Annotated in this window: 24 protein-coding genes; 13 read left to right on the forward strand and 11 right to left on the reverse strand. The window is 64.0% G+C overall.

The annotated features are described in order from the left end of the window. Positions 1-29: 29 nt before the first annotated feature. From NO357_RS08745 to NO357_RS08775, 7 genes are all read left to right on the forward strand, one after another. Positions 30-1,244 (forward strand): ABC transporter substrate-binding protein, encoded by a 1,215-nt coding sequence (locus NO357_RS08745; RefSeq protein WP_306735255.1) that lies wholly within the window; start codon positions 30-32, stop codon positions 1,242-1,244. Positions 1,245-1,355: 111 nt separating this feature from the next. After that, positions 1,356-3,209 (forward strand): ABC transporter permease, encoded by a 1,854-nt coding sequence (locus NO357_RS08750; protein WP_306735256.1) that lies wholly within the window; start codon positions 1,356-1,358, stop codon positions 3,207-3,209. A 115-nt stretch (positions 3,210-3,324) separates the two neighbouring features. Beyond that, a complete protein-coding gene (locus NO357_RS08755) occupies positions 3,325-4,098 on the forward strand; it encodes an ABC transporter ATP-binding protein (RefSeq protein WP_306735257.1) in 774 nt (257 codons plus the stop codon). Then, a complete protein-coding gene (locus NO357_RS08760; protein ID WP_306735258.1) occupies positions 4,091-4,792 on the forward strand; it encodes an ABC transporter ATP-binding protein in 702 nt (233 codons plus the stop codon). The genes NO357_RS08755 and NO357_RS08760 overlap by 8 nt, the downstream gene beginning before the upstream one ends. A 2-nt stretch (positions 4,793-4,794) precedes the next feature. Continuing rightward, entirely contained in the window at positions 4,795-5,214 is a 420-nt protein-coding gene (locus NO357_RS08765) for a MarR family winged helix-turn-helix transcriptional regulator (protein ID WP_306735259.1), read from the forward strand. Positions 5,215-5,405: 191 nt separating this feature from the next. Continuing rightward, positions 5,406-5,897 (forward strand): cytochrome b, encoded by a 492-nt coding sequence (locus NO357_RS08770; RefSeq protein ID WP_306735260.1) that lies wholly within the window; start codon positions 5,406-5,408, stop codon positions 5,895-5,897. 120 nt (positions 5,898-6,017) lie between these two features. Next, the gene (locus NO357_RS08775) at positions 6,018-6,197 is read left to right on the forward strand and encodes a CTP synthetase (RefSeq protein ID WP_306735261.1); all 180 of its coding nucleotides are present in this window, start codon (positions 6,018-6,020) and stop codon (positions 6,195-6,197) included. Between the two features lie 3 nt (positions 6,198-6,200). On the opposite strand, the gene NO357_RS08780 is transcribed toward NO357_RS08775, so the two are convergent. Beyond that, complete coding sequence (locus NO357_RS08780; protein ID WP_306735262.1) at positions 6,201-6,968, reverse strand: alpha/beta fold hydrolase; 768 nt, start codon at positions 6,966-6,968, stop codon at positions 6,201-6,203. A 107-nt stretch (positions 6,969-7,075) separates the two neighbouring features. On the opposite strand from NO357_RS08780, the gene NO357_RS08785 reads away from it, so the two are divergent. Next, positions 7,076-7,450, forward strand: a complete 375-nt coding sequence (locus tag NO357_RS08785; protein ID WP_306735263.1) for a hypothetical protein — start codon at positions 7,076-7,078, stop codon at positions 7,448-7,450. A 78-nt stretch (positions 7,451-7,528) separates the two neighbouring features. Here the strand turns inward: NO357_RS08785 and NO357_RS08790 are convergent, their stop codons facing one another. The 7 genes from NO357_RS08790 to NO357_RS08820 form a co-directional block, all read right to left on the reverse strand. Continuing rightward, entirely contained in the window at positions 7,529-8,950 is a 1,422-nt protein-coding gene (locus NO357_RS08790) for an SPOR domain-containing protein (protein WP_306735264.1), read from the reverse strand. Positions 8,951-9,158: 208 nt separating this feature from the next. Next, positions 9,159-9,791 (reverse strand): uracil phosphoribosyltransferase, encoded by a 633-nt coding sequence (gene upp, locus NO357_RS08795; protein WP_306735265.1) that lies wholly within the window; start codon positions 9,789-9,791, stop codon positions 9,159-9,161. Further along, positions 9,788-10,774 carry an adenosine deaminase gene (locus NO357_RS08800; protein WP_306735266.1) on the reverse strand — a complete coding sequence of 329 codons (987 nt, stop codon included), beginning with the start codon at positions 10,772-10,774 and terminating at the stop codon, positions 9,788-9,790. Before NO357_RS08800 ends, upp begins: the two co-directional genes overlap by 4 nt. Beyond that, a complete protein-coding gene (locus tag NO357_RS08805) occupies positions 10,771-11,976 on the reverse strand; it encodes a phosphopentomutase (protein ID WP_306735267.1) in 1,206 nt (401 codons plus the stop codon). Before NO357_RS08805 ends, NO357_RS08800 begins: the two co-directional genes overlap by 4 nt. Further along, positions 11,976-13,280, reverse strand: a complete 1,305-nt coding sequence (locus NO357_RS08810) for a thymidine phosphorylase (RefSeq protein WP_306735268.1) — start codon at positions 13,278-13,280, stop codon at positions 11,976-11,978. The genes NO357_RS08805 and NO357_RS08810 overlap by 1 nt, the downstream gene beginning before the upstream one ends. Then, positions 13,280-13,669 carry a cytidine deaminase gene (locus tag NO357_RS08815; protein ID WP_306735269.1) on the reverse strand — a complete coding sequence of 130 codons (390 nt, stop codon included), beginning with the start codon at positions 13,667-13,669 and terminating at the stop codon, positions 13,280-13,282. The genes NO357_RS08810 and NO357_RS08815 overlap by 1 nt, the downstream gene beginning before the upstream one ends. Beyond that, positions 13,669-14,757 (reverse strand): cupin domain-containing protein, encoded by a 1,089-nt coding sequence (locus NO357_RS08820; protein ID WP_306735270.1) that lies wholly within the window; start codon positions 14,755-14,757, stop codon positions 13,669-13,671. The genes NO357_RS08815 and NO357_RS08820 overlap by 1 nt, the downstream gene beginning before the upstream one ends. Before the next feature lie 144 nt (positions 14,758-14,901). Here NO357_RS08820 and NO357_RS08825 point away from each other — a divergent pair, with 144 nt between their 5' ends. From NO357_RS08825 to NO357_RS08835, 3 genes are all read left to right on the forward strand, one after another. Continuing rightward, on the forward strand, positions 14,902-17,181 hold the full coding sequence (locus tag NO357_RS08825; RefSeq protein WP_306735271.1) for an NADP-dependent malic enzyme: 2,280 nt from the start codon (positions 14,902-14,904) through the stop codon (positions 17,179-17,181). 226 nt (positions 17,182-17,407) lie between these two features. Beyond that, positions 17,408-19,297, forward strand: coding sequence for a propionate-CoA ligase PrpE (prpE, locus tag NO357_RS08830; RefSeq protein ID WP_306735272.1), 1,890 nt, complete (start codon positions 17,408-17,410; stop codon positions 19,295-19,297). 100 nt (positions 19,298-19,397) lie between these two features. Continuing rightward, the gene (locus tag NO357_RS08835) at positions 19,398-20,627 is read left to right on the forward strand and encodes a hydroxymethylglutaryl-CoA reductase, degradative (RefSeq protein WP_306735273.1); all 1,230 of its coding nucleotides are present in this window, start codon (positions 19,398-19,400) and stop codon (positions 20,625-20,627) included. A 123-nt stretch (positions 20,628-20,750) separates the two neighbouring features. Here the strand turns inward: NO357_RS08835 and NO357_RS08840 are convergent, their stop codons facing one another. Further along, the gene (locus NO357_RS08840; protein ID WP_306735274.1) at positions 20,751-21,512 is read right to left on the reverse strand and encodes an NAD kinase; all 762 of its coding nucleotides are present in this window, start codon (positions 21,510-21,512) and stop codon (positions 20,751-20,753) included. A 178-nt stretch (positions 21,513-21,690) separates the two neighbouring features. On the opposite strand from NO357_RS08840, the gene glyA reads away from it, so the two are divergent. Further along, on the forward strand, positions 21,691-22,974 hold the full coding sequence (gene glyA, locus NO357_RS08845; RefSeq protein WP_306735275.1) for a serine hydroxymethyltransferase: 1,284 nt from the start codon (positions 21,691-21,693) through the stop codon (positions 22,972-22,974). A 113-nt stretch (positions 22,975-23,087) separates the two neighbouring features. Continuing rightward, entirely contained in the window at positions 23,088-24,338 is a 1,251-nt protein-coding gene (locus NO357_RS08850) for an aminotransferase class V-fold PLP-dependent enzyme (protein WP_306735276.1), read from the forward strand. Positions 24,339-24,605: 267 nt separating this feature from the next. On the opposite strand, the gene NO357_RS08855 is transcribed toward NO357_RS08850, so the two are convergent. Both NO357_RS08855 and NO357_RS08860 read right to left on the reverse strand, forming a co-directional pair. After that, positions 24,606-24,980, reverse strand: a complete 375-nt coding sequence (locus NO357_RS08855; protein WP_306735277.1) for a hypothetical protein — start codon at positions 24,978-24,980, stop codon at positions 24,606-24,608. A 122-nt stretch (positions 24,981-25,102) separates the two neighbouring features. Further along, positions 25,103-25,585 carry an RNA pyrophosphohydrolase gene (locus tag NO357_RS08860; protein ID WP_306735278.1) on the reverse strand — a complete coding sequence of 161 codons (483 nt, stop codon included), beginning with the start codon at positions 25,583-25,585 and terminating at the stop codon, positions 25,103-25,105. Positions 25,586-25,604 lie beyond the last annotated feature (19 nt).

The raw sequence follows: 25,604 nt of genomic DNA on the forward strand, positions 1-25,604 counted from the left end.
TGCAACGCACACCGACAAGGAGATGTGACATGCGAATGATCAGACGGAAAATCCTCGGCGCATTGGCGGCGCTGCCGATGCTGGGGTTGTTGCCCCACGGGGTGCAGGCGCAGGACAAGATTGTGCTGGGCGAGATCAATTCCTACACCCGTTTGCCTGCCTTTACGGAGCCCTACAAGAAAGGCTGGACTCTGGCGGTGGAGGAAATCAATGCCGCCGGCGGCATCAATGGTGCGATGCTCGAAGTGATCAGTCGCGACGATACCGGTGACCCGGCGACGGCGATCCGGATCGCGGAAGAACTGACCACCAAGGAAGGCGCGGTGATGTTGTTCGGCACCTTCCTGTCGAACATCGGCCTCGCCGTAGCGGATTTCGCCAAGCAGAAAGAGGTGCTGTTCCTGGCTTCCGAGCCGCTGTCGGATGCGATCGTCTGGTCGAAGGGCAACAAGTATACCTACCGCTTGCGGCCTTCGACTCATATGCAGGCGGCGATGCTGGCCGAGCAGGCGGCGAAGCTGGGCAAAAAACGCTGGGCCACGGTGGCGCCGAACTATGCCTATGGCAAGGACGCGGTGGCCGCGTTCAAGGCGGAACTGACGAAGCTGCAGCCGGATGTTGAATGGGTGGAAGAGCAATGGCCGCCGGTCTTCAAGATCGACGCCGGCTCGACCGTGCGGGCGCTGGAGGCGGCCAAGCCGGATGCGATCTATAATGTGACCTTCGGCGGTGACCTGGCCAAGTTCGTGCGCGAAGGCAGCCTGCGCTTCCTGTTCGAGGACCGCGCGGTGGTGTCGCTGTTGACCGGCGAGCCGGAATATCTCGACCCGCTGGGCGGCGAGGCGCCCGAGGGTTGGATCGTGACCGGCTATCCGGCGGTTCAGATCGAGACCGAGGAACATATGGCGTTCATGGAGGCCTATGAGGCGCGCTGGGGCGAGGTGCCGAAAACCGGCTCGATCGTAGGCTACAACTCGGTCCTCGCCATCAAGGCGGCGCTGGAGAAGGCCGGCTCGACCGATACCGAGGCGCTGCTGGCGGCGATGGAGGGGCTGGAAGTGCCGACCAGCCCGACCGGACCGTTCATGTTCCGTGCGGCCGACCACCAGTCGACGATGGGCGCCTATGTCGGCTTGACCGCGCGCGAAGATGGCCGGGGCCACATGGTCGACTGGTCCTATGCTGACGGGGCCGACTACCTGCCGAGCGAGGAAGACGCGGCCAAAATGCGCCCGGCGGAGTAAACCCGCGGCGGACACGAGAAAGACGCGCCCCGGGTCCGACCCGGGGCCTCTTGCCAGCCAGCGAGAGGTCCCGGATCAAGTCCGGGACGCGGCGGCCAGGGGACGGGGACGATGGGATTCTATTTCGCGCAATTGCTGACCGGGCTGGCCAATGCCTCGTCGCTGTTCCTGATCGCCTGCGGGTTGTCGATCATTTTCGGGGTCACCCGGATCGTCAATTTTGCCCATGGCTCGTTCTACATGGTCGGCGCCTATCTGGCCTATACGCTGGTCACCACGCTGCCTGCGGGCATATTCGGATTTTGGTTCAGCGTGATTGCCGCGGCGCTGATCGTGGGGGTGGTCGGGTTGATCATCGAAGTGACGATCCTGCGGCGGATCTATCACGCGCCGGAGCTGTTTCAGCTGGTGGCGACCTTTGGCGTGGTGCTGATCTTCCAGGACGGGGTGCTGGCGATCTGGGGCGCCGAAGACCTATTGGGCCCGCGCGCACCGGGCCTCGACCGGGCGGTGCGGATCATGGGCGAGCCGATTCCGGAATACGACCTGGCGCTGATCCTCATCGGGCCGCTGGTGCTGGCGGGGATCTGGCTGTTGTTCCACCGCACCCGCTGGGGCGTTCTAGTGCGCGCCGCCACCCAGGACCGCGACATGGTCGACGCGCTGGGGGTGAACCAGGCCTGGCTGTTTTCCGGCGTCTTCGTGTTGGGCGCGGCGCTGGCCGGGCTGGGCGGTGCGCTGCAGATCCCGCGCGAGGCAGCGAGTTTGCAGATGGACCTGAGCGTGATCGGCGAGGCCTTCGTGGTGGTGGTGATCGGCGGCATGGGCAGCGTGGCGGGCGCGTTCGTGGCGGCGGTGCTGATCAGTGTGCTCAATGCTTTCGCCATCCTGATCTTTCCGCAGATTTCTATTGTGCTGCCGTTCGTCGTGATGGCGGTGGTACTGATCGTGCGACCGTACGGACTTTTCGGAAAACCCGGCAGCGAGCATGGCGGGGCGGCCGAGCCCGAGCAGCCGCTGAGGCTGATGTCATCGCAGGGGGCGATGGTTCTGGCGGCGCTGGTTTTCGCGCTGGCGCTGAGTCCGGCGGTGGTGAGCGAGTTTTCCTCCATCCTGCTGGTGGATGTGATGGTGGCGACGCTGTTCGCGGTCTCACTGCATTTCATGATGGGGCTGGGCGGTATGGTGAGTTTCGGCCATGCGGCCTATTTCGGGGTCGGCGCCTATGCGGCGGCGATGACTGTGAGTTTCCTGGGCTTCGGCATGCTGCCGGCGATGGCAGCGGGGCCGCTGGCGGCGGCGGCCGCGGCGCTGTTTTTCGGCTGGTTCTGCGTGCGGCTCTCGGGGGTTTACCTGGCAATGCTGACGCTGGCGGCAGCGCAGATCCTGTGGGGGGTCGTTTTCCAGTGGCAGGATGTCACCGGCGGGGATGATGGCATCCTCGGCGTCTGGCCGCCGGAATGGGCCAGCGATGACCGGGTTTTTTTCTATGTCGCTTTCGTGGCCTGTATCGGAGGTATTTGGCTCCTGCGGCGGGTGGCGCATGCGCCGTTCGGTTATGGTTTGCGCGGCATCCGCGACAGCGAACTCAGGGCAGAGGCACTGGGCATGGACGTGAAATTGCACCAGTGGATGGGGTTTGCGCTGGCCGGTGCCTTCGCCGGGCTGGCGGGAGCGGTGTTTGCCTTTTCGAAGGGGTCGGTCTTTCCCGATGCGCTGAGCATTGCGCAGTCGGTCGATGGGCTGATGATGGTGCTTCTGGGTGGGATCCACGCGTTGGCCGGGCCGATTTTCGGGGCCGGGGTGTTCGTACTGATCGAGGACTGGGTCAGCCGGCTGGATTACTGGCGCTTTATCTTCGGTGCGATCATCCTCGTCGTGGTGCTTTTAGCACCGGACGGGGTGGCGGGGGGCGTGGAGCGGCTCTTGCGGGTCCTTGGCCTACGGCGGGGTGATGCGGCATGAGCCCTATGTTGCGACCAGCGGAGCGGCCATGGTGCGAGCAGGTGTCGGGGCCAACGCCCGTCCTCCCGGGAAATTTCCCGCAAGTTGAAGCTCGGATCGACCTTCGGGGGGGTGCATGATGAGTGTCCTGGAGGTGCGCGGACTGTCCAAGAGTTTCGGCGGGGTCGAAGCGGTCGCGGATGTGTCGTTTGGTCTGGCCCGCGGCGAGTTCCTCGCGCTGATCGGGCCGAACGGAGCCGGTAAGACCACCTGTTTCAACATGCTCAACGGCTATTTGGGACCCGACCGGGGATCGGTGAAGTTGAACGGACAAGAGTTGGTCGGGATGCGGCCGCGCCGGATCGTCCGGATGGGCGTGGGGCGGACCTTTCAGATCACCCTCACTTTCCTGTCGATGACCGTGCGCGAAAACGTGCAGATGGCACTGATCGCGCATCACCGACGGTTGTACGATCTTTGGAGCCGCGCGGCGCAGATGTTCGTGCCGGAGGCCGACGCGCTTCTCGACCTGGTCTCGATGCGGGAACAGGCAGGACGGCCATGTTCGGAGTTGGCCTATGGCGATCTCAAGCGGCTGGAGCTGGCGATCGCGCTGGCGCACGAACCGGTTCTGCTGCTGATGGACGAGCCAACCGCCGGGATGGCGCCGAGCGAGCGAGTGGCATTGATGGAGCTGACGGCGGGGATCGTGCAGGAGCGCGGCGTCAGCGTTTTGTTCACCGAGCACGACATGGATGTGGTCTTTGCCCATGCCCATCGCATCCTGGTTCTGAACCGTGGCCGGCTGATCGCCGAGGGCACCGGGACGGAGATTCGCGAGAATGCGCTGGTGCAGGAGGTCTATCTCGGCGGCGGTACGGTGTTTGCGCGGGAGGGTGACGATGCTTGAGGTTGTCAACCTGACGGCTCGCTATGGTCGGGCGCAGATCCTGAACGGGGTGACGCTAACGCTGGCACAGCACGAGGTGGTGGCGCTTCTGGGCCGCAACGGGGCAGGCAAGACCACAACGATGAAATGCATCATGGGGTTGGTGGAGAAGAAAGCGGGCGAGATCCGCTATGACGGGCGCTCTTTGATGAAGCTGCCGCCGCACATGATCTGTCGCGTCGGACTGGGATACGTGCCCGAGGAGCGGCGCATCTTTCCCGACCTGACGGTGGAAGAGAACCTAGAGGTCGGGCGCCGGCCGCCGCGGGCCGATGCGCCGGAATGGACCGAGGACCATTTGTTCGAATTGTTCCCTAACCTTGCCGAGCGGCGGCGCAACCTGGGCAAACAGCTTTCGGGCGGCGAACAGCAGATGCTGACGATCGCGCGCACGCTTATGGGCAACCCGCGGGCTGTGCTTCTGGACGAACCCAGCGAAGGCATTGCACCAGTGATCGTCGAGCAGATGGCAAAGGTGATTACCGAACTGAAGAACGAGGGGTTGTCAGTGCTTCTGAGCGAGCAGAACCTCCATTTTGCCCGCGCCGTGTCGGACCGGGCAATCATTATCGAAAAGGGCGCGCTGCGCTTCGAGGGCAGCTTTGCCGAACTCGATGATCGCCCGGAGATTAGCCAGCAATACCTGGCGGTTTGATCATGACGGACAGACCCTATACCCTTGATGAACAGGTGGGCTACCTGTTGCGACTGGCGAGTCAGCGCCACGCAGCGATCTTCCAGGCCTATGCTCTGGAGGGGTTGACGGCGCAGCAATTCGCCGCGCTGGTACGGATCGGCGAGCAGGGTGAGGTGTCGCAGAACCGGCTCGGTCGGCTTGCGGCGATGGATGTGGCCACGATCAAGGGGGTCGCTGACCGGTTGCGGCAGAAGGGACTGACCCGCAATGCCCCGGACCCGGGCGACAAACGGCGGATGCTGATTTCGCTGACGGCGGAGGGCGAGGCGCTGCTCGCGCGGATGATCGAGCGGGGACGACGGATTAGCGCTGAGACACTGGCCCCGTTGACGCGAGAAGAACGTGCACAGTTCCTGACGCTTCTGGAGAGGCTGACCTGAGCCGCAGGATTGTGCGACGCGGCCGGAACACCGCGACCATCCTGCAGGCTGTGATCAACGGAAACAGCGCCTCCGGCGATCTGAAGCTTTGCCGCGACAGGTTGTAAGATTTTGCAGGCCGCGGGGACGGAAATTGCACCGGCTGGCGTATTGTGACTCAGGAAAGTTCGGTCGGAGAAGGAAGCAACGCCATGGCCCAACCCTACACGAAAACACAGATCAGCCTGCATTGGCTGATCTTCCTGTTCATCGCGCTACAATATCTCGGGCATGAAGCCATCGCCCAAGCGTGGGAAAAACTGAGCCGGGGCGAAGCCATCCCGTTCGACCCGCTGGTTCTGGGGCATGTGTTCCTCGGGGGGCTGATCTTTCTGATGGTCCTGATGCGGATTGCGGCGCGGCTGCGCCACGGTGCGCCGGCGCTGCCGGAGGAGGAGCCCGCGGCGATGCGGATGCTGGCACAACTCACCCATCTTGGGCTCTATGTTCTGATGATCGCCATGCCGGTGAGCGGGGCGGTGGCGTGGTTTTTCCGCAATGAGGCCGCGGGCGAGGCGCATGAGGTGATGCGTGTCCTGCTGTTGGCGCTGGTGCTCCTGCACGTAGTCGGTGCGCTCTACCACCAGTTCGTGCTGAAGACCAACGTCATGGCGCGGATGAAGCGGCCCGGCGGCGAGGCGTAACCGCGGGCGGCGAAAGATGGTTTTGTGCCGCATTTTTTCTGACGCAGATCAAGGACGGCCCTGGCGATTTCGGGGTACGTCGCCTTTGGACGCGTAAATCAAGAAGCGGAGGGGGCAGGCATGTTCCTGATTTTGATCGTTCATTTATTCCTTGGGTCGACCTTGGCCGGTACGGCAGTCATTGCAGCGTTGACTATGGGCTGGGACACGGTTCAGCCAATTCTGGTTGCGGCGCTGATCGGTTGGTTGGTGTCGCTGCCGGTGACAGTTTATGTCGCGCGGTTGATCCGGAACCTGTAATCTTCAGTCTAACGGGCGGGTCAGCCAGCCGCGCACTGCGGCTTCGAACTCACGCGGTTTGTCGGCGTGCAGCCAATGCCCCGCACCGGGGATTTTCACGAACCGCGCTTTCGGAAAGAGCCCCTGAATGCGCGGCCGGTGATCGGACGTGACGTAGGTCGAGTCGCCGCCCGAAAGGAACAGTGTCGGCCCATCGAACCGGGCGTTGGTTTCGGGGAAGGCGAGGATCTTTTCCATCTCGCGCTCGAGCACATCGAGATTGAGCCGCCAGCGTCGGTGGGCGACGTCGAGCGACTGTAAAAGGAAGGGCACCAGCGCGGGATCCTCGACCCGCGGTTCGAGCTGCCGGGCGGCATCCGAACGCTTCTCGACGCGGGAAAGGTCGACCTGGCGCATCGCCGCTATGTTATGGGCCTGGGTGTGTCCATAGGCTACCGGAGCGATATCGGCGACGATCAACCGGTTCACCAGCCCGGGGTTGCTCAGCGCCAGCATCATCGCGGCTTTACCGCCCATCGAGTGCCCAAGCACGTCGAGCGGGGCGCCGTGCGCCCGGGCCGTTGCGGCGAGATCGTTGGCGAGATCGGGGTAGGAATGGCTGTCATACCACGGCGAGGCACCATGGTTGCGCATGTCGACCGCGATCACCTGGCGGTCATTGGACAGCCGCTTGGCGATCACGCCCCAGTTGCGGCCCGAGCCGAACAGGCCATGCGCGATCAGCAGCGCCGGCTGCTTGGTCGGGGTGCCGTGAAGGATGGTGTTGAGCATGGGCAAAGCCTTAGTGCGTTTCGACAGGAGAGGAAACGGGATTTGTTTCCGGACCGCCGGGGGATTTTGGGATGCACGGGACTGCGGTGAGCAGTAAGCTTTAGTTTATGAGCGACTCACAGGATATCACCGCGCTGGCCAGCGATCTCGAGGCCAGGCTAGATTCGAAACTTGGCCTGCGCCGGGGGGCGTTGCCTGTACGCATGCGCAAGGCCGGGCGACGCCTGCCGCGCTGGGTGCACCGGGACGCCCAAGTGATCGGCGCGGCGCTGGACCTGTCTGCCCATCCCAAGCTGCGGCGGCGGGTGGATCAGGCACGGGTACGGGCCGCGCATCGGCGGATTGCCGACCATATCGACCAGATCGACCCCAAGGAACAACGCACGCGGTTCGTGCTGGGGGTGCTGGCGGGACTGGCGCTCAACATGCTCGCGATGACAGGGCTGCTGCTGGCGTTCCTCTACTGGATGAAGCTTATCTGACCGGTTCACGACCTGACTGAAAACCGAAGGCCGGGCGCTGAGGCCCGGCCTGCATCCAGTTTGCGTTTCCGCGACTTTTCAACGCACGAAGGCGTCGCTGAATCCCGCCCGGCGGGCCTTGCCCAGTGCCGCGTTCAATTGATCCGGGGCGAACGGGCCGGCCAGAACGACGCGATAGGACTTGCCGCCCTTCTTGAGCGTGCCGAGCCGCGCGGGCAGGCCCACCGCTTTGAGCCGGGCGGCAGTTTTACGGGCGTTGGACTCGATCCCGAAGGTGCCGACTTGGACGTAGCGCCCCTTTTTAGCCCGGACCGGCGCCTTCGCGGGTTCGGATTTGGTGGAAAGAATCGCCGATTTCTTCCGCACCGTCGGCGTCGCCTGCAGGGGTTCGCCAACCTTCTCAGCAAGTTCGGGCGCAAGCGGCGCGCCGGTATCGTCGATGGCGTAGCCGGCAGCGCGCATCTCGGCATAGCTGTGATAGGGGTATTTCAGCCCGGGATAGCGATAGGTTACGTCATTGCCGTTGGAGCGTTTGAGGAGCTGACGCGGCACCGTGCGGCTCCAGATAAGATCCGTACTTTGAACGCCCGCGATCGTTTGGTGGGCGCGTTTCTTGTTCAGGCGGTCATCGGTCCAGGCCCGTCGATACCCTTCAGGCAGCGTGTCGGCGACCGTTGCGGCCTGTTGTTGTTCCCAGACATGGCGCGGGACGATACGAACCTGCCGCGTATGCGATGTTACGGCACCAAGGTCCGGATACTGACCCGATCCTGCCGCTCCCAGTTGCCGAACCGAGACGCGTTTCAGCACCGTGACCTTCTTGCCATTCCGAATGACCGTGACCGGTTTACGCAGGATCATATTGGCGGGCGGGGCGGCATTGGCGAGACCGCAGGCTGTCGGGGCGCCTGTCGCATCGACACAGGCATAAGCCAGTCTGCCAACCGGCTGCGGAGCGGGGTTGGGCGCCAGGCTGGCGGAGACAGGTTTGCGGGCTGCGACCATCGGTTTGTCGGGAGCGGCCGCAGCGCGGCGGGGTTGCGGCTTTGTCGGTGCTGGTTCAGGGGCGGAGGTGGTGGTTTCGACCACCCGGCGCGGCGCCGGCACGGGTTTCGTTTCGACCGGTTCTTCGGTTTTCGGCTGTGGGTCCGGAGCCTCGGCCGGTTGCGTCGTCGCGGCGGGCGCGATCACCGGCTCGTCGGTCGCTGTGGTCCCCGGCTCAGGTGTCGGATCGGTCTTGGCGAAGGTCGGTTGGTAACCACACAGGACCTCGCGGTCGCGTGTTACCCGCGGCACCCAGTTCACCATGCCATCGATGCCGGCGCGGATATAGACGCAGCCTCGGCTGTCGACATATTGCTTGCCTTTGTAGCTTTCCGGTGGAAATTCGGCGGGAATCTCTGCCTCGCGCAGCGATTTTGCCTGCGCGCCGTGCAGGGAAACGAACAGTCCGACGGATGCTGCAATCGCACCGAGAATAACAGTTTTCGTAAGCTTCATGTCTTGCCCCCACAAGATGTAGCGTCAAAATGCACGAACTAAATGCGCGAGTAAAGCGCGTTTCGACCGACGGAATCATGTTGTTGGCGACCCCGGACGGCGCCTTGGCCGCCTCAGTTCTCGGGACGGCGCGAGAAACACGCGGCGGTGCAGGCGGTTACGTGTCCTCTGATTCTGTGGCACCACCCGCGAAAAGCTACCACTGGATTTACTTCGTACCGAACATCCGGTCACCGGCGTCACCCAGACCCGGCACGATGTAGCCTTTTTCGTTCAGGTGGTCGTCAAGCGCGGCGGTAACGATCGGCACGTCGGGATGCGCCTCTTTCATCCGCGCGACACCTTCGGGCGCCGCCAGCAGGCAGAGGAAGCGGATATTGCTGGCGCCGGCCTGTTTCAACCGGGTGATGGCAGCGGCTGAACTGTTTCCGGTGGCGAGCATCGGATCGACCGCGATCACCAACCGCTTGTTCAGCTGTTCGGGGACCTTGAAATAGTACTCCACCGGTTGCAGCGTTTCTTCGTCGCGATAGAGCCCGACGAAGCCGACGCGAGCGGAGGGGATAAGCTCGAGCATGCCGTCCAACAGGCCGTTGCCGGCTCGCAGGATAGAGACCAGCGCCAGCTTGCGGCCCGCGATCACCGGCGCGTCCATTTCGCACAACGGCGTTTCGATGGCCCTGGTGGTCATCGGCAGTTCGCGGGTGACCTCGTAGGCCAGAAGCAGACTGATTTCCCTCAGCAACTGGCGGAAAACGGCGGTAGAGGTGTCGCGCTCGCGCATGAGGGTCAGCTTATGCTGCACCAGAGGGTGGTCGACGATGGTGAGATGATCTTTCATGAGGCCTCCAGTCTGTCGCGCACGCGGGCGCGGGTGTCTTCGTCGCAGAAAGCCGCGGCGAGAGCGTTTTGGTTCAGTTCGGCGAAATCCGTCTCGGTCCAGCCGAAGGCGCGCGAGAGTGCTTCGTATTCGCGTGTCATCGACGTGTGGAAAAAGGGCGGATCGTCGGTGCTTACGGTCACCTTTACCCCGGCATCACGCAGTTTTGCCAGAGGGTGCGCGGCGAATGACGGAAAAATCCCCAGCGCGACATTGGAGCCTGGGCAGACTTCCAGCGCGATCTCGCGGTCCGCCAGGGTTTCCATCAAGGCCCGGTCGTGGATGGCGGCGACGCCGTGGCCGATGCGTTCGACGCGCAGGTCCGTGAGCGTGTCGCGAATGCTCTCGGGCCCGCCCCATTCTCCGGCATGCGAGGTGAGATGCAGACCGGCCTCGCGGGCGCAGTCGAAGGCCCAGGCGAAATCGCGCGCGCGGCCCACGTTTTCATCGCCGGCCATGCCATATCCGCAGATGAAGTCGCCGGCGGTTTCGGCGGCGCAGAGCGCGATGGGCCGGGCTGCCTCGGGGCCGAAATGGCGGATGTGAGTGACGATGCCTTTCAGGGTAAGACCATGCGTGCTTTCGGCCAGGCGCGCGGCGTCTTCGATCTCGGCCAGATAATCGCGCCAGGCGTGAAGGTCACCGCCGCCGCAGAATTCGGGCGACAGGAAGGTCTCGGCATAGACGACACCGTTTTCCGCAAGCGTGTCCAGAACGGCGGAGGTTAGACGGCCAAAGTCGCGCGGCGTGGTCAACACGCACGTAGCGGCTTCGTAGACCTTGAGGAAATGCTGGAAGTCGCGGAAGGCGTATGCGCCACCCTCAGTGAAAATCTTCGAAATATCGATGGATTTCTCCGTCGACAGGGCGCGGATGAACGCGGGCGGGGCGGCCCCTTCGAGATGCAGGTGAAGCTCGATCTTGGGAAAGGCGCGCCAGCTCACAGGATGCTCCGTCCGGCGCCGCGTTCGGTGAGCCCGAGGTGATCGGCCACGCTGGCGCCGATATCGGCGTAGTCGATCAGGCCGGTGGATCCCGGTCCGCGGCCCGCAATCAGGACCGGCGCGCGTTCACGGGTGTGATCGGTGCCGACCCAGGTCGGATCGTTGCCATGATCGGCGGTGATGACCAGCATGTCGCCGTCGCGTAACCGGGGCAGGAGTTTTCCCAACTCGGCGTCGAACCATTCCAGCGTCCGGGCATAACCCGAGACATCGCGGCGGTGGCCGAAATTGGTGTCGAACTCGACGAAATTGGCGAAAGTAAGGGCGCCGTTGTCGGCTTCGTCCACGAGGCGGGAGAGATGCCGGATCAACTCGGCATCGGGGCCTTTGACCGAATCCGAAATGCCGCGCATCGAGAAAATGTCGCCGATCTTGCCGATGGCGTGGGTGGCCCGGGCCGCGTCGTGCGCCCAGTCGAGCAGCGTCGGCGCCGGGGGGGCGATGGCGAAGTCCTTGCGGCGCGGGGTGCGGGTGAAGTGTCCGTTTTCGCCGACGAAGGGCCGGGCAATGACGCGCCCGACTCTCAGAGCGTGGAAGGCAGGGGCGATCTGCTTGCAAAGGCTGAGCAGCCGGTCGAGGCCGAAATGCTCTTCGTGCGCGGCGATCTGGAGCACGCTGTCGACCGAAGTGTAGACGATGGGCCAGCCGGTCTCGATGTGCTTCTGCCCAAGGTCTTCGATGACCTGCGTGCCCGAGGCGTGGGCATTGCAGAGCGTTCCGTTCGTACCTGCCGCCTTCCGGATCAGCCCCAGAAGGTTGTCGGGTATGGCCGGATCGGTGTCCGGGAAATAGTGCCAGTCCCAGGGTACCGGTACGCCGGCGATTTCCCAATGGCCCGATGGGGTATCCTTGCCGCTGGAATGCTCGGTCGCCGCGCCCCAGAGGCCGGTGCTGGCCTCGGGCAGATCGGTCGCAAGACCGCTGGCGAGTGTGATGGCGTCGCCGAGACCAAGGGCAGCGAGGTTAGGCACGGCGAGCGGGCCGGAGCGGCCGGTCTCGGCCTCGCCCGCGGCGCAGGCCCGGGCGATGTGGCCGAGCGTGTTGGCGCCGGTGTCGGGAGTGGGGCCGTTGAAGAACTGCCCGGCGTCGGGGGCGCCGCCAATGCCGCAGGAATCGAGCACGATAAGGAAGGCGCGCGGCATCAGCCGATCCTCGCGTGCATCAGCGGCGGAATGTCTGGTGCGGACGGGGCGATGGTCATGGCGGCGTGGAGCTCTGCCTCGGCGCGCCGGGCGGCGTCTTCGCGGGCGGCATGGACCCGTCCGATGGGCTGGCCTTTTTTCACTTTCGTACCCAGCGGCAGCAGGTCAGACAGGCCAACCGATGGATCAACCACGTCGGATTCAACCTGCCGACCGCCGCCGAGCTGGACAACGGTGAGCCCGAGGGCTTCGCCATCATACGCGGTGATATACCCGGAGGCGGTCGCCACTACCTCGCGGATGACGTTGGCCTCGGGCAGGAAACGCGACCAGCTGTCGACGAAATGCACCGGGCCTCCCTGCGCCGCGATCATGCTGCCGAAGGCTTCGGCGGCGCGGCCGTCACGGATGCTGGCGGCAATGGCGTCTGCGCCATCCTGCACGTCCGGGACCAGTCCCGCATTGGTCAAAACGACTCCGCCCAGGGCGGCGCAAAGTTCGGCCATGGGGCCCGAGGCCGTGCCGGTGAGCACCCGCATCACCTCGGCCACTTCGAGGGCGTTGCCAAGCGACGGCACCAGCGGCTGGTTCATGTCCGAGATGATCGCAGTGGTCGGACAGCCGGCAGCATTGGCGGTCGCGACAAGGCTTTCGGCCAGTGCGCGCGACTCGTCCAGCGTCTTCATGAACGCGCCCGAGCCCGTCTTGACGTCGAGAACCAGCCCCTCAAGTCCGGCGGCAAGTTTCTTCGACAGAATCGAGGCGGTGATCAGATCAAGGCTTTCGACTGTCGCAGTCACATCGCGGATGGCATAGAGCCTCTTATCGGCCGGCGCGATACGAGCGGAGGCCGAGACGATGGCGGCGCCTGTTTCGGTCACAACCTTGCGTAGGTCGGCTTCGCCCAGGTCGGTGCGCAGGCCGGGGATGGCCTCGATCTTGTCGAGTGTGCCGCCGGTATGGCCCAGGCCACGGCCCGAAATCATCGGCACATAAGCCCCGCAGACGGCCAGGGCTGGGGCCAGCACGAGGCTGACGCAATCGCCGATACCGCCGGTCGAGTGCTTGTCGAGTACCGGGCGATCCACTGACCAGCGCAGCACGTCTCCACTGTCGCGCATCGCCAGAGTGAGCGCGACGCGCCCTTCTTCGTTCAGACCGTTGAGCAGCGCCGCCATGGCGAAGGCTCCGGCCTGGGCGTCTGACACAGTATGATCTGAAAGGCCCCGGGCGAACCAGGCGAGCTCGTCGCGACTGGGGGTCTGACCGTCGCGCAGATGGGCGATGATACGGCGGGCGTCCATTAGCGGGTTATATGGCTCTGGTCGAAGGCGGCGGGCAGCAGTTCGCCGACGGTGACGGTCACGCTTTCGCCACGGGTGGTGGCCATGGTGACCTTGGCGTCATGGCGGGCGAATTCGGCGATTTTCTGGCGGCAGCCGCCGCAGGGCGAGATCGGGTGCGGCGCGTCGGCGATGACCAGCACTTCGGTCAGTTCGGTCTCGCCGGCGGCGATCATTGCGGCTATCGCGCCAGCCTCGGCGCAGGTGCCTTCGGGATAGGAGACGTTTTCGACATTGCAGCCGGCATATATCTCGCCCGAAGCTCCGCGAACGGCGGCGCCGACCTTGAAATGCGAATAGGGGGCGTAGGCGTTTTCCCGCACATGTCGGGCAGCATCGAGAAGAGGCATCAGGGCGTTTCCTTGGTGATGAAATCGCCGGGCAGCGCAACCTCGAGCAGTTCGAGGTTGCGCGAGGCGGCGGAGAGGCGGGTTTTCATGCCTGGCGGGATCACGAAGGCGTCGCCCTGTTCCAGGACATGGGGCTCGCGCCCCGCGCCTTCGAGGGTGACGGTACCGGACATGACATAGGTGAAGAGGATATCGGCGTCGTGCGTCGCCCATTGCGGCGCGCTCTCGTCGGGCTTGGTGACCCAGACGCCGGCGACGTTCTTGGTGTTTTCGGCGATGGTTGTGTCGCGGGCGATGAAGCCTGTCAGGCGATGCGGGGCCCAAGGCGCGTCGTTGCCGAAGTTGTGGACAAATTTCTGGCCCTGCCATTCACGTTCGGGACGCAGATGCGGGCTGGGCAGCTTCATATCGTGGTCGACTTCGGTGACATGCTCGGCGGGGACGCCGATTTCGATCACCTGCAAGTTCTCGCTGGCTTCCATGACCCGGTGGCGGATTTCGGGGGGCTGGATGAAGCAGTCGCCGGCATGGATGCGGCGTAGCCCGCCCTGGTCTTCGTAAAGCACATCGACCCAGCCCGAGACGCAGAAGATCAACTGGAAGCCGACCTTGTGGTAATGCACCATGTCGGGCACCGGCCCGGCATCGGGGATCCGGATATGCGAGGCGATGATCGAGCCGCCCAGCCGGTCGGGGATCAGATCGCGGTACTGCATACCGGCGCGGCCGACGATCCAGGGCGCACCGTCGGCAAGCTTGCGGACCACGAAGGAGTGTATGGTCTGAGGCAGAACCAACGGCGGGTCGAGCTCTTCGATTTCGATCCGCGTGCCGTTCGGCGCGGTCAGGCGACGCTTGCCATTGGCAAAGATGTCGGGGGCGTCGGACAGGATGCGGATTGTGCCCGGCGGTTCAGGGGCGTCCTTTTCGATCCGCAAGCGCAGACCGTGGCCGGAAAATACCGCGATGCGCGGATTGTCGGCGGGATAGATCATGTCCATCCTCATGCCGAGGGTTCGGGTGAAGAACGGAATGTCGTCGCGCAACTCCTGCGTCGGCAGACGGATTTCGGCGCGTGTCTCGGTCATCGCTTCCCCCTTTCGACGGTCGAGTCTGGGCCGGGATTTGTCCAATTGCAAGGCGGCGATGAGCCTGTCGGGATGAAACTGGCGCTTCCATCCTCCCGGCAAGTAGTTTAATGCTAAACTATTCCAGACTCAGCGAGGCATGCCATGTCGTCCGATCCCAAGGAAGCCCTGCGCCAGGCGGCGCTTTTCTATCATGAGCACCCAAAGCCCGGGAAGTTGGAGATCAGGGCGACGAAGCCGCTGGCGAACGGCCGCGATCTGGCCAGGGCGTATTCCCCGGGCGTGGCTGAAGCCAGCCTCGAGATCAAGTCGGATCCGGCAAATGCGGCACGTTACACGGCGCGCGGGAATCTGGTCGGGGTGGTGTCGAACGGCTCGGCGGTACTGGGGCTGGGCAACATCGGCGCGCTGGCGTCAAAGCCGGTGATGGAAGGCAAGGCGGTTTTGTTCAAGAACTTCGCGGGCATTGACTGTTTCGACATCGAGGTCAACGAGCCCGACCCGGAAAAACTGGCGGACATCGTCTGCGCCATGGAGCCGACCTTCGGGGCGATCAACCTCGAGGACATCAAGGCGCCGGATTGCTTCATCGTCGAAAAGCTGTGTCGCGAGCGGATGAACATTCCGGTCTTTCATGACGACCAGCACGGCACGGCGATCGTGGTCGGCGCGGCGGCGACCAATGCCTTGCATGTTGCCGACAAGCGGTTCGAGGACATCAAGATCGTGTCGACCGGCGGCGGGGCGGCAGGCATCGCATGCCTCAACATGCTGCTGAAGCTGGGGGTGAGGCGTGAGAACGTCTGGCTGTGCGATATTCACGGGGTCGTTTACGAAGGCCGGGAAGAGGACATGACTTCGCAGAAGGCAGCCTATGCCCAGAACACCGATCTGCGGACTCTCGATCAGGTGATCGAGGGGGCGGACATGTTCCTGGGGCTCTCGGGGCCAGGTGTGCTGAAACCTGAACATGTCGAGAGGATGACGAAACGGCCGATTGTCTTTGCTCTTGCCAACCCAACGCCGGAGATTTTGCCTGACGAGGTGAAATCGGTGGCTCCGGACGCGATCATTGCGACCGGGCGCAGCGATTTTCCGAACCAGGTCAACAACGTGCTGTGCTTTCCCTTTATCTTCCGCGGCGCTCTGGATGTGGGCGCGACCGAAATCAACGACGAGATGCAGTTGGCCTGCATCGAGGGCATCGCGGCACTGGCCCGCGCCACCACCAGCGCCGAAGCGGCGGCGGCGTACAGGGGTGAGCAGATGAGTTTCGGAGCGGAGTACCTGATTCCGAAACCCTTTGATCCGCGGCTTGTCGGCGTGGTGTCGAGCGCGGTGGCCCGCGCCGCGATGGAAAGCGGCGTGGCGACGCGACCGATCGCCGATCTCGACGAATACCGCGCCTGCCTGAACCAGACCGTATTCAAGTCGGCGTTGCTGATGCGGCCTGTGTTCGAGGCCGCCCGCACGGCAAGCCGAAAGATCGTTTTTGCGGAAGGCGAGGACGAGCGGGTGTTGCGCGCGGCGCAGGCGATCCTCGAGGAGACGACGGAAACACCCGTGCTGATTGGCCGGCCCGATGTGATCGCGGCGCGCTGCGAGCGCGCCGGGCTGACAATCCGGCCGGGTCAGGAGTTCGATATCGTCAACCCTGAGAACGACCCGCGTTATCGCGACTACTGGCAGAGCTATCACGCGCTGATGGCTCGGCAGGGCGTGACGCCGGATATCGCGCGGGCGATCATGCGCACCAACAGCACTGCCATCGGCGCCGTGATGGTCCATCGCGGCGAGGCGGATTCGGTGATCTGTGGTACCTTCGGCGAATACCGCTGGCACCTCAACTACGTCACCCAGGTGCTGGCGCATGGGGGCCTGCGGCCGCACGGGGCGCTCAGCATGATGATCCTCGAAGATGGGCCGCTGTTTATCGCCGACACCCATGTCTATTCCCAGCCCACGCCCGGACAGTTGGCCGAAATCGCCATCGGCGCAGCCCGGCATGTGCGGCGATTCGGGCTGGAGCCCAAGATCGCTTTCTGTTCGCAATCGCAATTCGGCAACCAGGCCGAAGGTTCGGGCAAGCGGCTGCGCGAGGCGATGGCACTGCTTGATGCCAATCCGCGCGATTTCGCCTATGAGGGCGAGATGAATGTCGACGCGGCGCTGGACTCGGAGTTGCGCGAGCGGCTGTTGCCCGGCGGCCGGCTTGATGGCGCAGCGAATGTGCTGATCTTCGGACATGCCGATGCGGCCTCAGCCACCCGCAACATCCTGAAAATGCGGGCCGGCGGGCTGGAGGTCGGGCCGATTCTGATGGGAATGGGAAACCGTGCCCATATCGTGTCACCCTCGATCACGCCGCGCGGCCTCCTGAACATGGCGGCAGTAGCGGGCACGCCGGTCGAACATTACGGCTAACGCCGCACATGATTCCCGCAATTTGCACGTTCGGCTTCGCAGTTTTGCAAATGCAGGCCACTATGCAGTGCCGCTGCATATTCACAGAGAGTTTGCAAAAATTTGCACCAGTCCGGGCGGTCTGATTGCAAATTTCTTGCGATAATCTGACGCGCGGCCCAGCATGGTGCTTGCCCGGCGTGGTGGCGAAGGCTTAACAGAACCGCGAGCACAGGAGGAGTATGCCATGGGATACCGCGAAGTCTACGACGCCTGGAAATCCGACCGCGAGGGATTCTGGATGGAGGCCGCACAGGCCATCGACTGGGTGAAGGCGCCATCAAAGGCGCTGTTCGAGAAGGGCGGCAACCTTTTCGAATGGTTTGCGGACGGGACATGCAATACCTGCTGGAACGCGGTGGATCGCCATGTCGAGGGCGGACGCGCCGACCAGGCGGCGATCATTTATGACAGTCCGATTACCGGCCGCAAGGAGACCATCACCTATGCCGAGCTGAAAGACCGGGTGGCAAGCCTGGCCGGGGCATTGAAGGCCAAGGGCATCAACAAGGGCGACCGGGTGGTGATCTACATGCCGATGGTCCCGCAGGCAGTCGAGGCGATGCTGGCCTGTGGCCGGATCGGGGCAATCCATTCGGTTGTGTTCGGCGGCTTTGCGGCCAATGAGCTGGCGGTGCGGATCGACGACGCCAAACCGAAGGCGATTATCGCAGCCTCTTGCGGGTTGGAGCCGGGGCGGGTGGTGAAATACAAGCCACTGCTTGACGGGGCCATCGACATTGCCAAACACAAGCCGGATTTCACGTTGATCCTCCAGCGCGAGGAAGAAGTAGCGGAACTGACCGAAGGTCGTGATTTCGACTGGGTCGAGGCGGTGGCCGCGGCCGAACCTGCCGACTGCGTGCCAGTTGAAGGCAATCACCCGTCCTATATCCTTTACACTAGCGGCACGACCGGCCAGCCCAAGGGGGTGATCCGCCATACCGCCGGGCAACTTGTGGCGCTGAACTGGACGATGAAGAACGTCTACAACGTCGACCCGGGCGAGGTGTTCTGGGCAGCTTCGGATGTGGGTTGGGTCGTGGGGCATTCCTATATCGCCTACGCGCCGCTGATCCATGGCAACACCACCATCGTGTTCGAGGGCAAGCCGGTGGGAACGCCCGATGCGGGCACCTTCTGGCGGGTGATTTCGGAGCACAAGGTACGCAGCTTTTTCACCGCGCCCACGGCCTTCCGCGCGGTCAAACGCGAGGATCCGAAGGGCGAATTTGTCAAGAAATACGACCTTTCAGGGTTGCGGGTGGTTTACCTGGCCGGCGAGCGCGCTGACCCGGACACCATCGTCTGGGCCCAGGAACAGCTGAATGTGCCGGTGATCGACCACTGGTGGCAGACCGAAACCGGATGGGCCATCGCCGCCAATCCGGTTGGAATCGAGCTGTTGCCGGTGAAACTGGGCAGCCCATCGGTGCCGATGCCGGGCTATGACGTGCAGGTGCTGGACGAGGGTGGCAACCCCGTGGCTCCAGGCGAACTCGGCGCCATCGCAGTGAAGCTGCCGCTGCCACCGGGTACGCTTCCGACGCTGTGGAACGCGCCCGAGCGCTTCCAGAAGAGCTATCTCTCGACCTTTCCCGGTTACTACGAGACCGGTGACGCGGGGATGATCGACGAAGACGGTTACCTGTACATCATGGCGCGCACCGATGACGTCATCAACGTCGCCGGTCACCGGTTGAGCACTGGCGGGATGGAAGAGGTCCTGGCGTCGCACCCGGACGTGGCCGAATGCGCAGTGATTGGGGTGACCGACCAGCTCAAGGGTCAGTTGCCGGTCGGGTTCCTCTGTCTCAACGCGGGCTGCGACCGGCCGCATGACGAGGTCGTGGCCGAGGTCGTGAAACTGGTGCGCGAGAAAATCGGCCCGGTGGCGGCGTTCAAGCTGGCCGTGGTGGTCGATCGGCTGCCGAAAACCCGCTCGGGCAAGATCCTGCGCGGCACCATGGTGTCGATTGCCGACGGAACCGAGTGGAAAATGCCGGCCACGATCGACGATCCGGCAATCCTCGACGAGATCAAGGACGCGCTGAAAACCATCGGCTACGCGGACTGAGGAAACAGCCCGGATTGTCCCCGGAGTTTTTTCGTGGCGTCGCGCTTGACGGTTCGACCTGGATGCGGCTCCTCTTGCGCCCGGCAAGGAGGAGCTCCAGATGACTACATCCCGCATTCCCGGTTTTCACAATCTGACCCGTGAGGAACGGTTGGCCAAAGTGGCCGAGCTGACTGACCTGGCGGATTCCCAGGTTGCGCATCTGATGGCGGCGGCGGGCCATGACGGGGAACTGGCGGATCACCTGAGTGAGAATGTGATCTCGGTGATGGCGGTGCCGTTGGGAGTGGCGACGAACCTGATCGTCGACGGTCAGGACGTGCTGGTGCCGATGGCGACCGAGGAAAGCTCGGTCATCGCCGCGGTCTGCAACGGGGCGCGGGCCTGCCGCGAAACGGGCGGCGTGGTGACAGAGGCCGACGACCCCTGCATGATCGCGCAGGTGCAGGTGACAGGACTTGAAGATCTCGCGGCGGCGCAGGCCGCGGTGCAAGCGAAAAAGCGGGCGATTGCAGCGGTTTGTGACGATTGCGACCCGATGCTGTTCAAGCTGGGCGGCGGGTTCCGCGATCTTGAGGTGCGGATCGCCGGGCCGTTTCTAGTAGTGCATCTAATCGTCGATGTGCGCGATGCGATGGGCGCGAACGCGGTCAACACCATGGCCGAGAAACTGGCGCCGGAGCTGGAGAACTGGACCGGCGGAAAAGTGGGCTTAAGAATCCTTTCCAATTTGGCTGACCGGCGGCTGGTGCGGGCGCGGGCGGTCTGGCCCGCAGCGGAGATCGGGGCCGAGACGGTAGACGGGATCTTTTCGGCCTGGGAGTTCGCCGCCCATGATCCCTATCGCGCCGCGACCCACAACAAAGGGATCATGAACGGCGTCAGCGCGGTGGGGCTCGCCACCGGTAACGACACCAGGGCGCTGGAAGCGGGGGCGCATGCCTATGCCGCGAAAGGCGGGTATGGACCACTGACGCGTTACCGGAAGCAGGGCAACGATCTGGTTGGCGAGATCGAACTGCCGATGCCGGTGGGCACTGTTGGTGGTGCCACCCGGGCGCACCCGACGGCGCAAGCCGCACTTGGGATCATGGAGGCCAACACGGCCGACCGGCTGGGCCGGGTGATGGCGGCGGTCGGGCTGGTGCAGAACTTCTCGGCGCTCAGGGCGCTGGCGACCGAGGGCATTCAGCGCGGCCATATGGGTCTGCATGCGCGCAACGTGGCAATTGCCTCGGGAGCGACGGGTGAAGAGATCGACCGGGTGGCGGCAGAGATGATCGCGCGTGGCGAGATCCGCGAGGACGTGGCGCGGGCGTTGTTGGAGTAGCAGGTTTTCACATCGGAAATCGGTTCAAAATCCGACGCGGATTTTTTGGGGCCCGGGATGCAGGCAGGGCTATCGTTTTCCGTGCCGGAAAACGAAACGTATTTCGTGTCGAAATCCGCCCCCTCAGACGAACTGCTCGCGAATGAGCCGCTCTTCCAGCCCATGGCCGGGATCGAACAGCAACCGGTGCGCGACCGAGGGCTCGGAGTGGATTTCCACCACTTCGACGTAGAGGACCGAACGCGAATCCGCGTCGGCCATAACCGGGCGCTTCTTCGGCTCCTGCACGTCGATGCGAACATGTGCCGACTTGGGCAGAAGCGCACCGCGCCAGCGGCGCGGCCGGAACGGCGCAATCGCGGTAAGTGCCAGCACATCCGAGCCGATCGGCAGGATCGGCCCGTGGGCGGAGTAGTTATAGGCGGTCGAGCCCGCCGGCGTGGCCACCAGCGCGCCGTCGCAGACCAACTCCTCCATCCGGAGCCGGCCGTCGACGGTGATCTTGAGCTTGGCGGCCTGCGGGCCCATGCGCAACAGAGAAACCTCGTTGATCGCCAGGGCCTCGTGTATCGAGCCGTCGCTGCGGGTGGCCCGCATCGCCAGCGGGTTGATCACTGTTTCTTCCGCCGCGGCCAGGCGGTCGGGCAGGTCGGATTCGGAATACTCGTTCATCAGGAACCCGACGGTGCCGCGATTCATGCCGTAGACCGGCGCATCGAGCGCTTGCGTGCGGTGCAGCGTATGCAGCATGAACCCGTCGCCTCCCAGAGCCACGATCACGTCGGCCTTGGATTCCGTGCAATCGCCATACCGCGCCACCAGCGCGGCCCGCGCGGTCTGAGCAACCGGAGCGTCCGAGGCGGTGAAAGCGATTTTCAGGCTCATGATCATCCTGTCGGCGGTGCTTTTTCGTGCGGGATCGGCCCCCTGTCTCTTCACCTGCCTGATCGACGCCGCGCTGGCAAGGGGATAGGTCGCTTTGGGGCCTTTCCGCAGGCCGCTGATTGGGATAGGACAGCGCTTGAAACCCACGCGCAAGAGATAGCGACGGAGACCAGCAGCCATGTCGAATCCCGGCTTTTTCACCGAAGAACTCGCCGCCCGCGACCCCGAGATTTTCGGGGCGATCGAGAAGGAGCTGGGCCGCCAGCGCGACGAGATCGAGCTTATCGCCAGCGAGAACATCGTCAGCCGCGCCGTGATGGAGGCGCAGGGCTCGGTGATGACCAACAAATACGCCGAAGGCTATCCCGGGCGGCGGTATTACGGCGGCTGCCAGTTCGTCGATATTGCCGAGAACCTGGCGATCGACCGGGCGAAAGAGCTGTTCGACTGCGACTTCGCCAATGTGCAGCCCAATTCGGGCAGCCAGGCCAACCAGGGGGTATACCAGGCGCTGCTGCAACCGGGCGATACGATCCTGGGCATGAGCCTGGATGCCGGCGGCCACCTGACCCACGGCGCCAAGCCGAACCAGTCGGGCAAGTGGTTCAACGCCATCCAGTATGGGGTGCGCAAGCAGGACAACCAGCTGGACTACGACCAGGTCGAGGCACTGGCCAAGCAGCATGCGCCCAAGCTGATCATCGCCGGCGGCAGCGCCATTCCGCGGCAGATCGATTTCGCCCGCATGCGCGAGATCGCCGACATGGTGGGCGCCTGGCTGCATGTCGACATGGCGCATTTCGCCGGTCTGGTGGCGGCGGGCGAGCATCCCAGCCCGTTTCCCTATGCCGATGTGGCGACCACCACGACGCACAAGACGCTGCGTGGGCCGCGTGGGGGCATGATCCTCACAAATGATGAAGAGATTGCTAAGAAGGTGAACTCTGCCATCTTCCCCGGCATTCAGGGCGGGCCGTTGATGCATGTGATCGCCGCCAAGGCGGTGGCCTTTGGCGAGGCACTGCGCCCGGATTTCAAGCAATACGCCAGGGACGTGGTGGCCAACGCACAGGCGATGGGCGATCAGCTGATGAAAGGCGGGCTGGACCTGGTGACCGGCGGGACCGACACGCATGTGTTGCTGGTGGACCTGCGACCCAAGGGTGTGAAGGGCAACGCGACCGAAAAGGCGCTGGGCCGGGCGCATATCACCTGCAACAAGAACGGCGTGCCGTTCGATCCGGAAAAGCCCACCATCACCAGCGGCGTGCGGCTGGGCTCGCCGGCCGGCACGACGCGCGGCTTTGGTGAGCCTGAGTTCCGCCAGATCGCCGACTGGATCATCGAGGTGGTCGACGGGTTGGCGGCCAATGGCGAGGATGGCAACGGTGCCGTGGAAGAAAAGGTAAAGGCCGAAGTGGCCGGGATGTGCGCCAAGTTCCCGCTTTATCCGGGGCTTTGACGGTGTGGCGGGCTGAAGCCCGCCCTACGAAAACGCAAAGGCCATCGCAGGACGCGGTGGCCTTTTTTCGTGGCGCGCGATAGCGTTGCGCGCAAGACAGGGGAGTTAAACCTATGCCCATGATTTCAGACGATCTTCTGGAGCGGATTCGGGCCCGGTTTGCGCATGTCGCAAGCGATCCGTTCCAGGGCGAGCGGGTGTTCTTCGAAAATGCCGGCGGCGCGCTGACGCTGAAGTCGGTGGTCGAAACCTCGGCGTTTTATGCCGCCATTCCCGACAACCAGGGCCGCGACAACGTGGCGAGCCACGCGCTGGTCGATGTGATTGCCCGGGCGCGGGCCGACATGGCCGATCTGATGACACCGCCGGACGGGCAGTTTTTCGTCGGTGAAAGCGGCACCGAGTTGCTTTTTCGCCTGATTTCGGCGGCTTGCCTGGGGGCCGGGCCGGGGCGCGTGCTGGGTTCGACGTTGGAGCATCCGGCCTCACGCAGCGCGGCGGCGCGTTGGGCGGGGATCGCGGGACAGGCCCATGTGCTGGTGCCGCATGACGATGCCAGCGGCACGGTGGGGGTCGGGCATTATGCGCCAGAGATCACGCAAGACACCGTTGTGGCAACGATTTTGCACACCTCGCCGGTGACCGGCATGGGGGTGGACGTGGCGGCAATTGCCAAGGCGATCCGGGCGGTGAACCCGGACTGCTTTATCATCGTCGACGGTATCCAGCACGCCGCGCACGGGCGGATCGATCTGGGGGACATGGGGGTCGACGGCTATGTGATTTCACCCTACAAGATGTTCTCGCGTCACGGTTACGGGCTGGCTTGGATCTCTGATCGTTTGGCGTCGTTGCCGCACAATAACCTGTTGAAAGGGCCGGAGAAAAACTGGGAGATGGGGACACGGGACACGGGAGCGTATGCGACCTTTTCCGACGTGGTGTCCTATCTCGACTGGCTCGGCGGCGAAGTGTCGGACGAGAGCGACCGCACCGCCCGGCTGCGAGCGGCCGGGGCTGCCATTCATGAGCATGAAAAGCGGCTGAGCGATGCGATGCTGCATGGCACCGGAAACCTGCCGGGGCTGGCGGCGATGGACAAGGTCGAGATCATCGGCGGGATCGACAATCCCGCGCGGGAAGGTCTGGTTTCCCTTAATGTTCAAGGGGTTGCGCCTGTGGATGTTGTCGCGCGACTGAACGCGCAGGGGATTCGGACGCATCTCAGGAAGGCCGATCACTACTCGGGCAACGTGCTTGAGCCGCTCGGGCTCGAGGGCTGTGTTCGGGTGTCGCTGTGCCATTACAATTCGCTGGGCGAGGTGGCGCAGTTTCTCGCCGCGATGCAGGAAATCGCGTCCTGAAAATCCCTTCCCGGCGGCAGAGGTTAACGCCACCGGACGGTAGGAAACCGTGGTATGGCAGCCCGGCTGGCAGTCTGGCTGGCATCCTGTATGGCATACGGTAGAGTATGGTGCGATGGGCCTCCGGGTTAAGGCAGCGTACGCTGGCGGGGTGAACGGGGCTTCGCGTGGTGTCCGCCCGGGTTGACACCGAAGGTGGGATAACCGGGGTTCCGCGACATTCGGAACCTAACGCCCTTGATCGATGCACGCCCTGTGGCGGCTGCGTCAACGTGGTTCGCAGGGGCCGCCGGCAAGGCAGTTTCGGGCCAGCGCGATCAGGTTGTGATCCGGCCGCAGGAACACATAGCCGCCGCAAGGTCCGACATCGAGCGTATAGCCTGCACCGCTCTGGCGAAGAAACATCAGCATGTCTTCGCCCACCGGTACGGAGCCGCACCAGGCGGAGACGCATTGGACGTTGAGGGTGATCGGCCGGTCGATCCAATCGGAATAGTCAGTTCGGGTGATGATCCGGCCGTGCAGCTTGGCGGTCAGTTCCCGGCCCTTGTTGCCGGGTCGGTCGTTACCCGGCAGTTGCGAGACATCGAAATCGAGTTCGCCCAGAACGATGACATAGGTGTCGGTTGACTGATCGGCCATCTGAAAAGTGCGGGCCAGATCCGGCCGCCGGCACGACAGGGCCGCAGCGGGGCCTGCCGCGACGACCGCAAGGATCGCCGCGAGAAACATAGCCGCAACGCCCGGAAGACAGCGCAGGCGGATCACAGGTGGCTCCCGAATTCGGCCAGGACCTGCTCGTAGACCGCGCGTTTGAAGGGCACGATATTAGCCACCAGTTCCTCCGGCGACAGCCAGCGCCAGGCGGAGAATTCCGGGTGCTCGGTTTCTAGGTTGATGTCGGCATCGGCCCCGTGGAAGCGCAGCAGGAACCATTTCTGCTCCTGCCCGCGAAAGCGCCCTTTCCAGATGCGTGGCACGATGTCATGGGGCAGGTCGTAGGTCACCCAGCCCGAGGTTTCGGCCTCGACCGTCACCAGCGACGGCGGCACGCCGATTTCCTCTTCCAACTCCCGCAGGGCGGCGTCCTTCGGATCCTCGCCCTTGTCGATTCCGCCCTGGGGCATTTGCCATGCAGCCTGGTCGTTGTCGATCCGCTGGCCGACGAAGACGAGGCCCGCCGGATTGGCGAGCATCACGCCGACATTGCGGCGATAGGGCAGGCGGGCGATGTCGTCGGGGCTCATGCGGGGCCTTCAGGTGGCA

The organism is Marimonas arenosa, assembly GCF_030848945.1.
Taxonomy (GTDB): Bacteria; Pseudomonadota; Alphaproteobacteria; order Rhodobacterales; family Rhodobacteraceae; genus Marimonas; species Marimonas arenosa.

Bases quoted from the DNA above. Each gene is read 5' to 3' on its own strand.
- NO357_RS08840 (WP_306735274.1), bottom strand. From the start codon at position 21,512: ATGAGCCTGAAAATCGCTTTCACCGCCTCGGACGCTCCGGTTGCTCAG.
- NO357_RS08745 (WP_306735255.1), top strand. From the start codon at position 30: ATGCGAATGATCAGACGGAAAATCCTCGGCGCATTGGCGGCGCTGCCG.
- NO357_RS08755 (WP_306735257.1), top strand. From the start codon at position 3,325: ATGATGAGTGTCCTGGAGGTGCGCGGACTGTCCAAGAGTTTCGGCGGG.
- NO357_RS08825 (WP_306735271.1), top strand. From the start codon at position 14,902: ATGTCGTCCGATCCCAAGGAAGCCCTGCGCCAGGCGGCGCTTTTCTAT.
- NO357_RS08775 (WP_306735261.1), top strand. From the start codon at position 6,018: ATGTTCCTGATTTTGATCGTTCATTTATTCCTTGGGTCGACCTTGGCC.
- upp (WP_306735265.1), bottom strand. From the start codon at position 9,791: ATGAAAGATCATCTCACCATCGTCGACCACCCTCTGGTGCAGCATAAG.
- NO357_RS08790 (WP_306735264.1), bottom strand. From the start codon at position 8,950: ATGAAGCTTACGAAAACTGTTATTCTCGGTGCGATTGCAGCATCCGTC.
- NO357_RS08820 (WP_306735270.1), bottom strand. From the start codon at position 14,757: ATGACCGAGACACGCGCCGAAATCCGTCTGCCGACGCAGGAGTTGCGC.
- NO357_RS08855 (WP_306735277.1), bottom strand. From the start codon at position 24,980: ATGGCCGATCAGTCAACCGACACCTATGTCATCGTTCTGGGCGAACTC.
- NO357_RS08860 (WP_306735278.1), bottom strand. From the start codon at position 25,585: ATGAGCCCCGACGACATCGCCCGCCTGCCCTATCGCCGCAATGTCGGC.
- NO357_RS08835 (WP_306735273.1), top strand. From the start codon at position 19,398: ATGACTACATCCCGCATTCCCGGTTTTCACAATCTGACCCGTGAGGAA.
- NO357_RS08760 (WP_306735258.1), top strand. From the start codon at position 4,091: ATGCTTGAGGTTGTCAACCTGACGGCTCGCTATGGTCGGGCGCAGATC.
- glyA (WP_306735275.1), top strand. From the start codon at position 21,691: ATGTCGAATCCCGGCTTTTTCACCGAAGAACTCGCCGCCCGCGACCCC.
- NO357_RS08805 (WP_306735267.1), bottom strand. From the start codon at position 11,976: ATGCCGCGCGCCTTCCTTATCGTGCTCGATTCCTGCGGCATTGGCGGC.
- NO357_RS08765 (WP_306735259.1), top strand. From the start codon at position 4,795: ATGACGGACAGACCCTATACCCTTGATGAACAGGTGGGCTACCTGTTG.
- NO357_RS08815 (WP_306735269.1), bottom strand. From the start codon at position 13,669: ATGCCTCTTCTCGATGCTGCCCGACATGTGCGGGAAAACGCCTACGCC.
- NO357_RS08770 (WP_306735260.1), top strand. From the start codon at position 5,406: ATGGCCCAACCCTACACGAAAACACAGATCAGCCTGCATTGGCTGATC.
- NO357_RS08850 (WP_306735276.1), top strand. From the start codon at position 23,088: ATGCCCATGATTTCAGACGATCTTCTGGAGCGGATTCGGGCCCGGTTT.
- NO357_RS08780 (WP_306735262.1), bottom strand. From the start codon at position 6,968: ATGCTCAACACCATCCTTCACGGCACCCCGACCAAGCAGCCGGCGCTG.
- NO357_RS08785 (WP_306735263.1), top strand. From the start codon at position 7,076: ATGAGCGACTCACAGGATATCACCGCGCTGGCCAGCGATCTCGAGGCC.
- NO357_RS08750 (WP_306735256.1), top strand. From the start codon at position 1,356: ATGGGATTCTATTTCGCGCAATTGCTGACCGGGCTGGCCAATGCCTCG.
- NO357_RS08810 (WP_306735268.1), bottom strand. From the start codon at position 13,280: ATGGACGCCCGCCGTATCATCGCCCATCTGCGCGACGGTCAGACCCCC.
- prpE (WP_306735272.1), top strand. From the start codon at position 17,408: ATGGGATACCGCGAAGTCTACGACGCCTGGAAATCCGACCGCGAGGGA.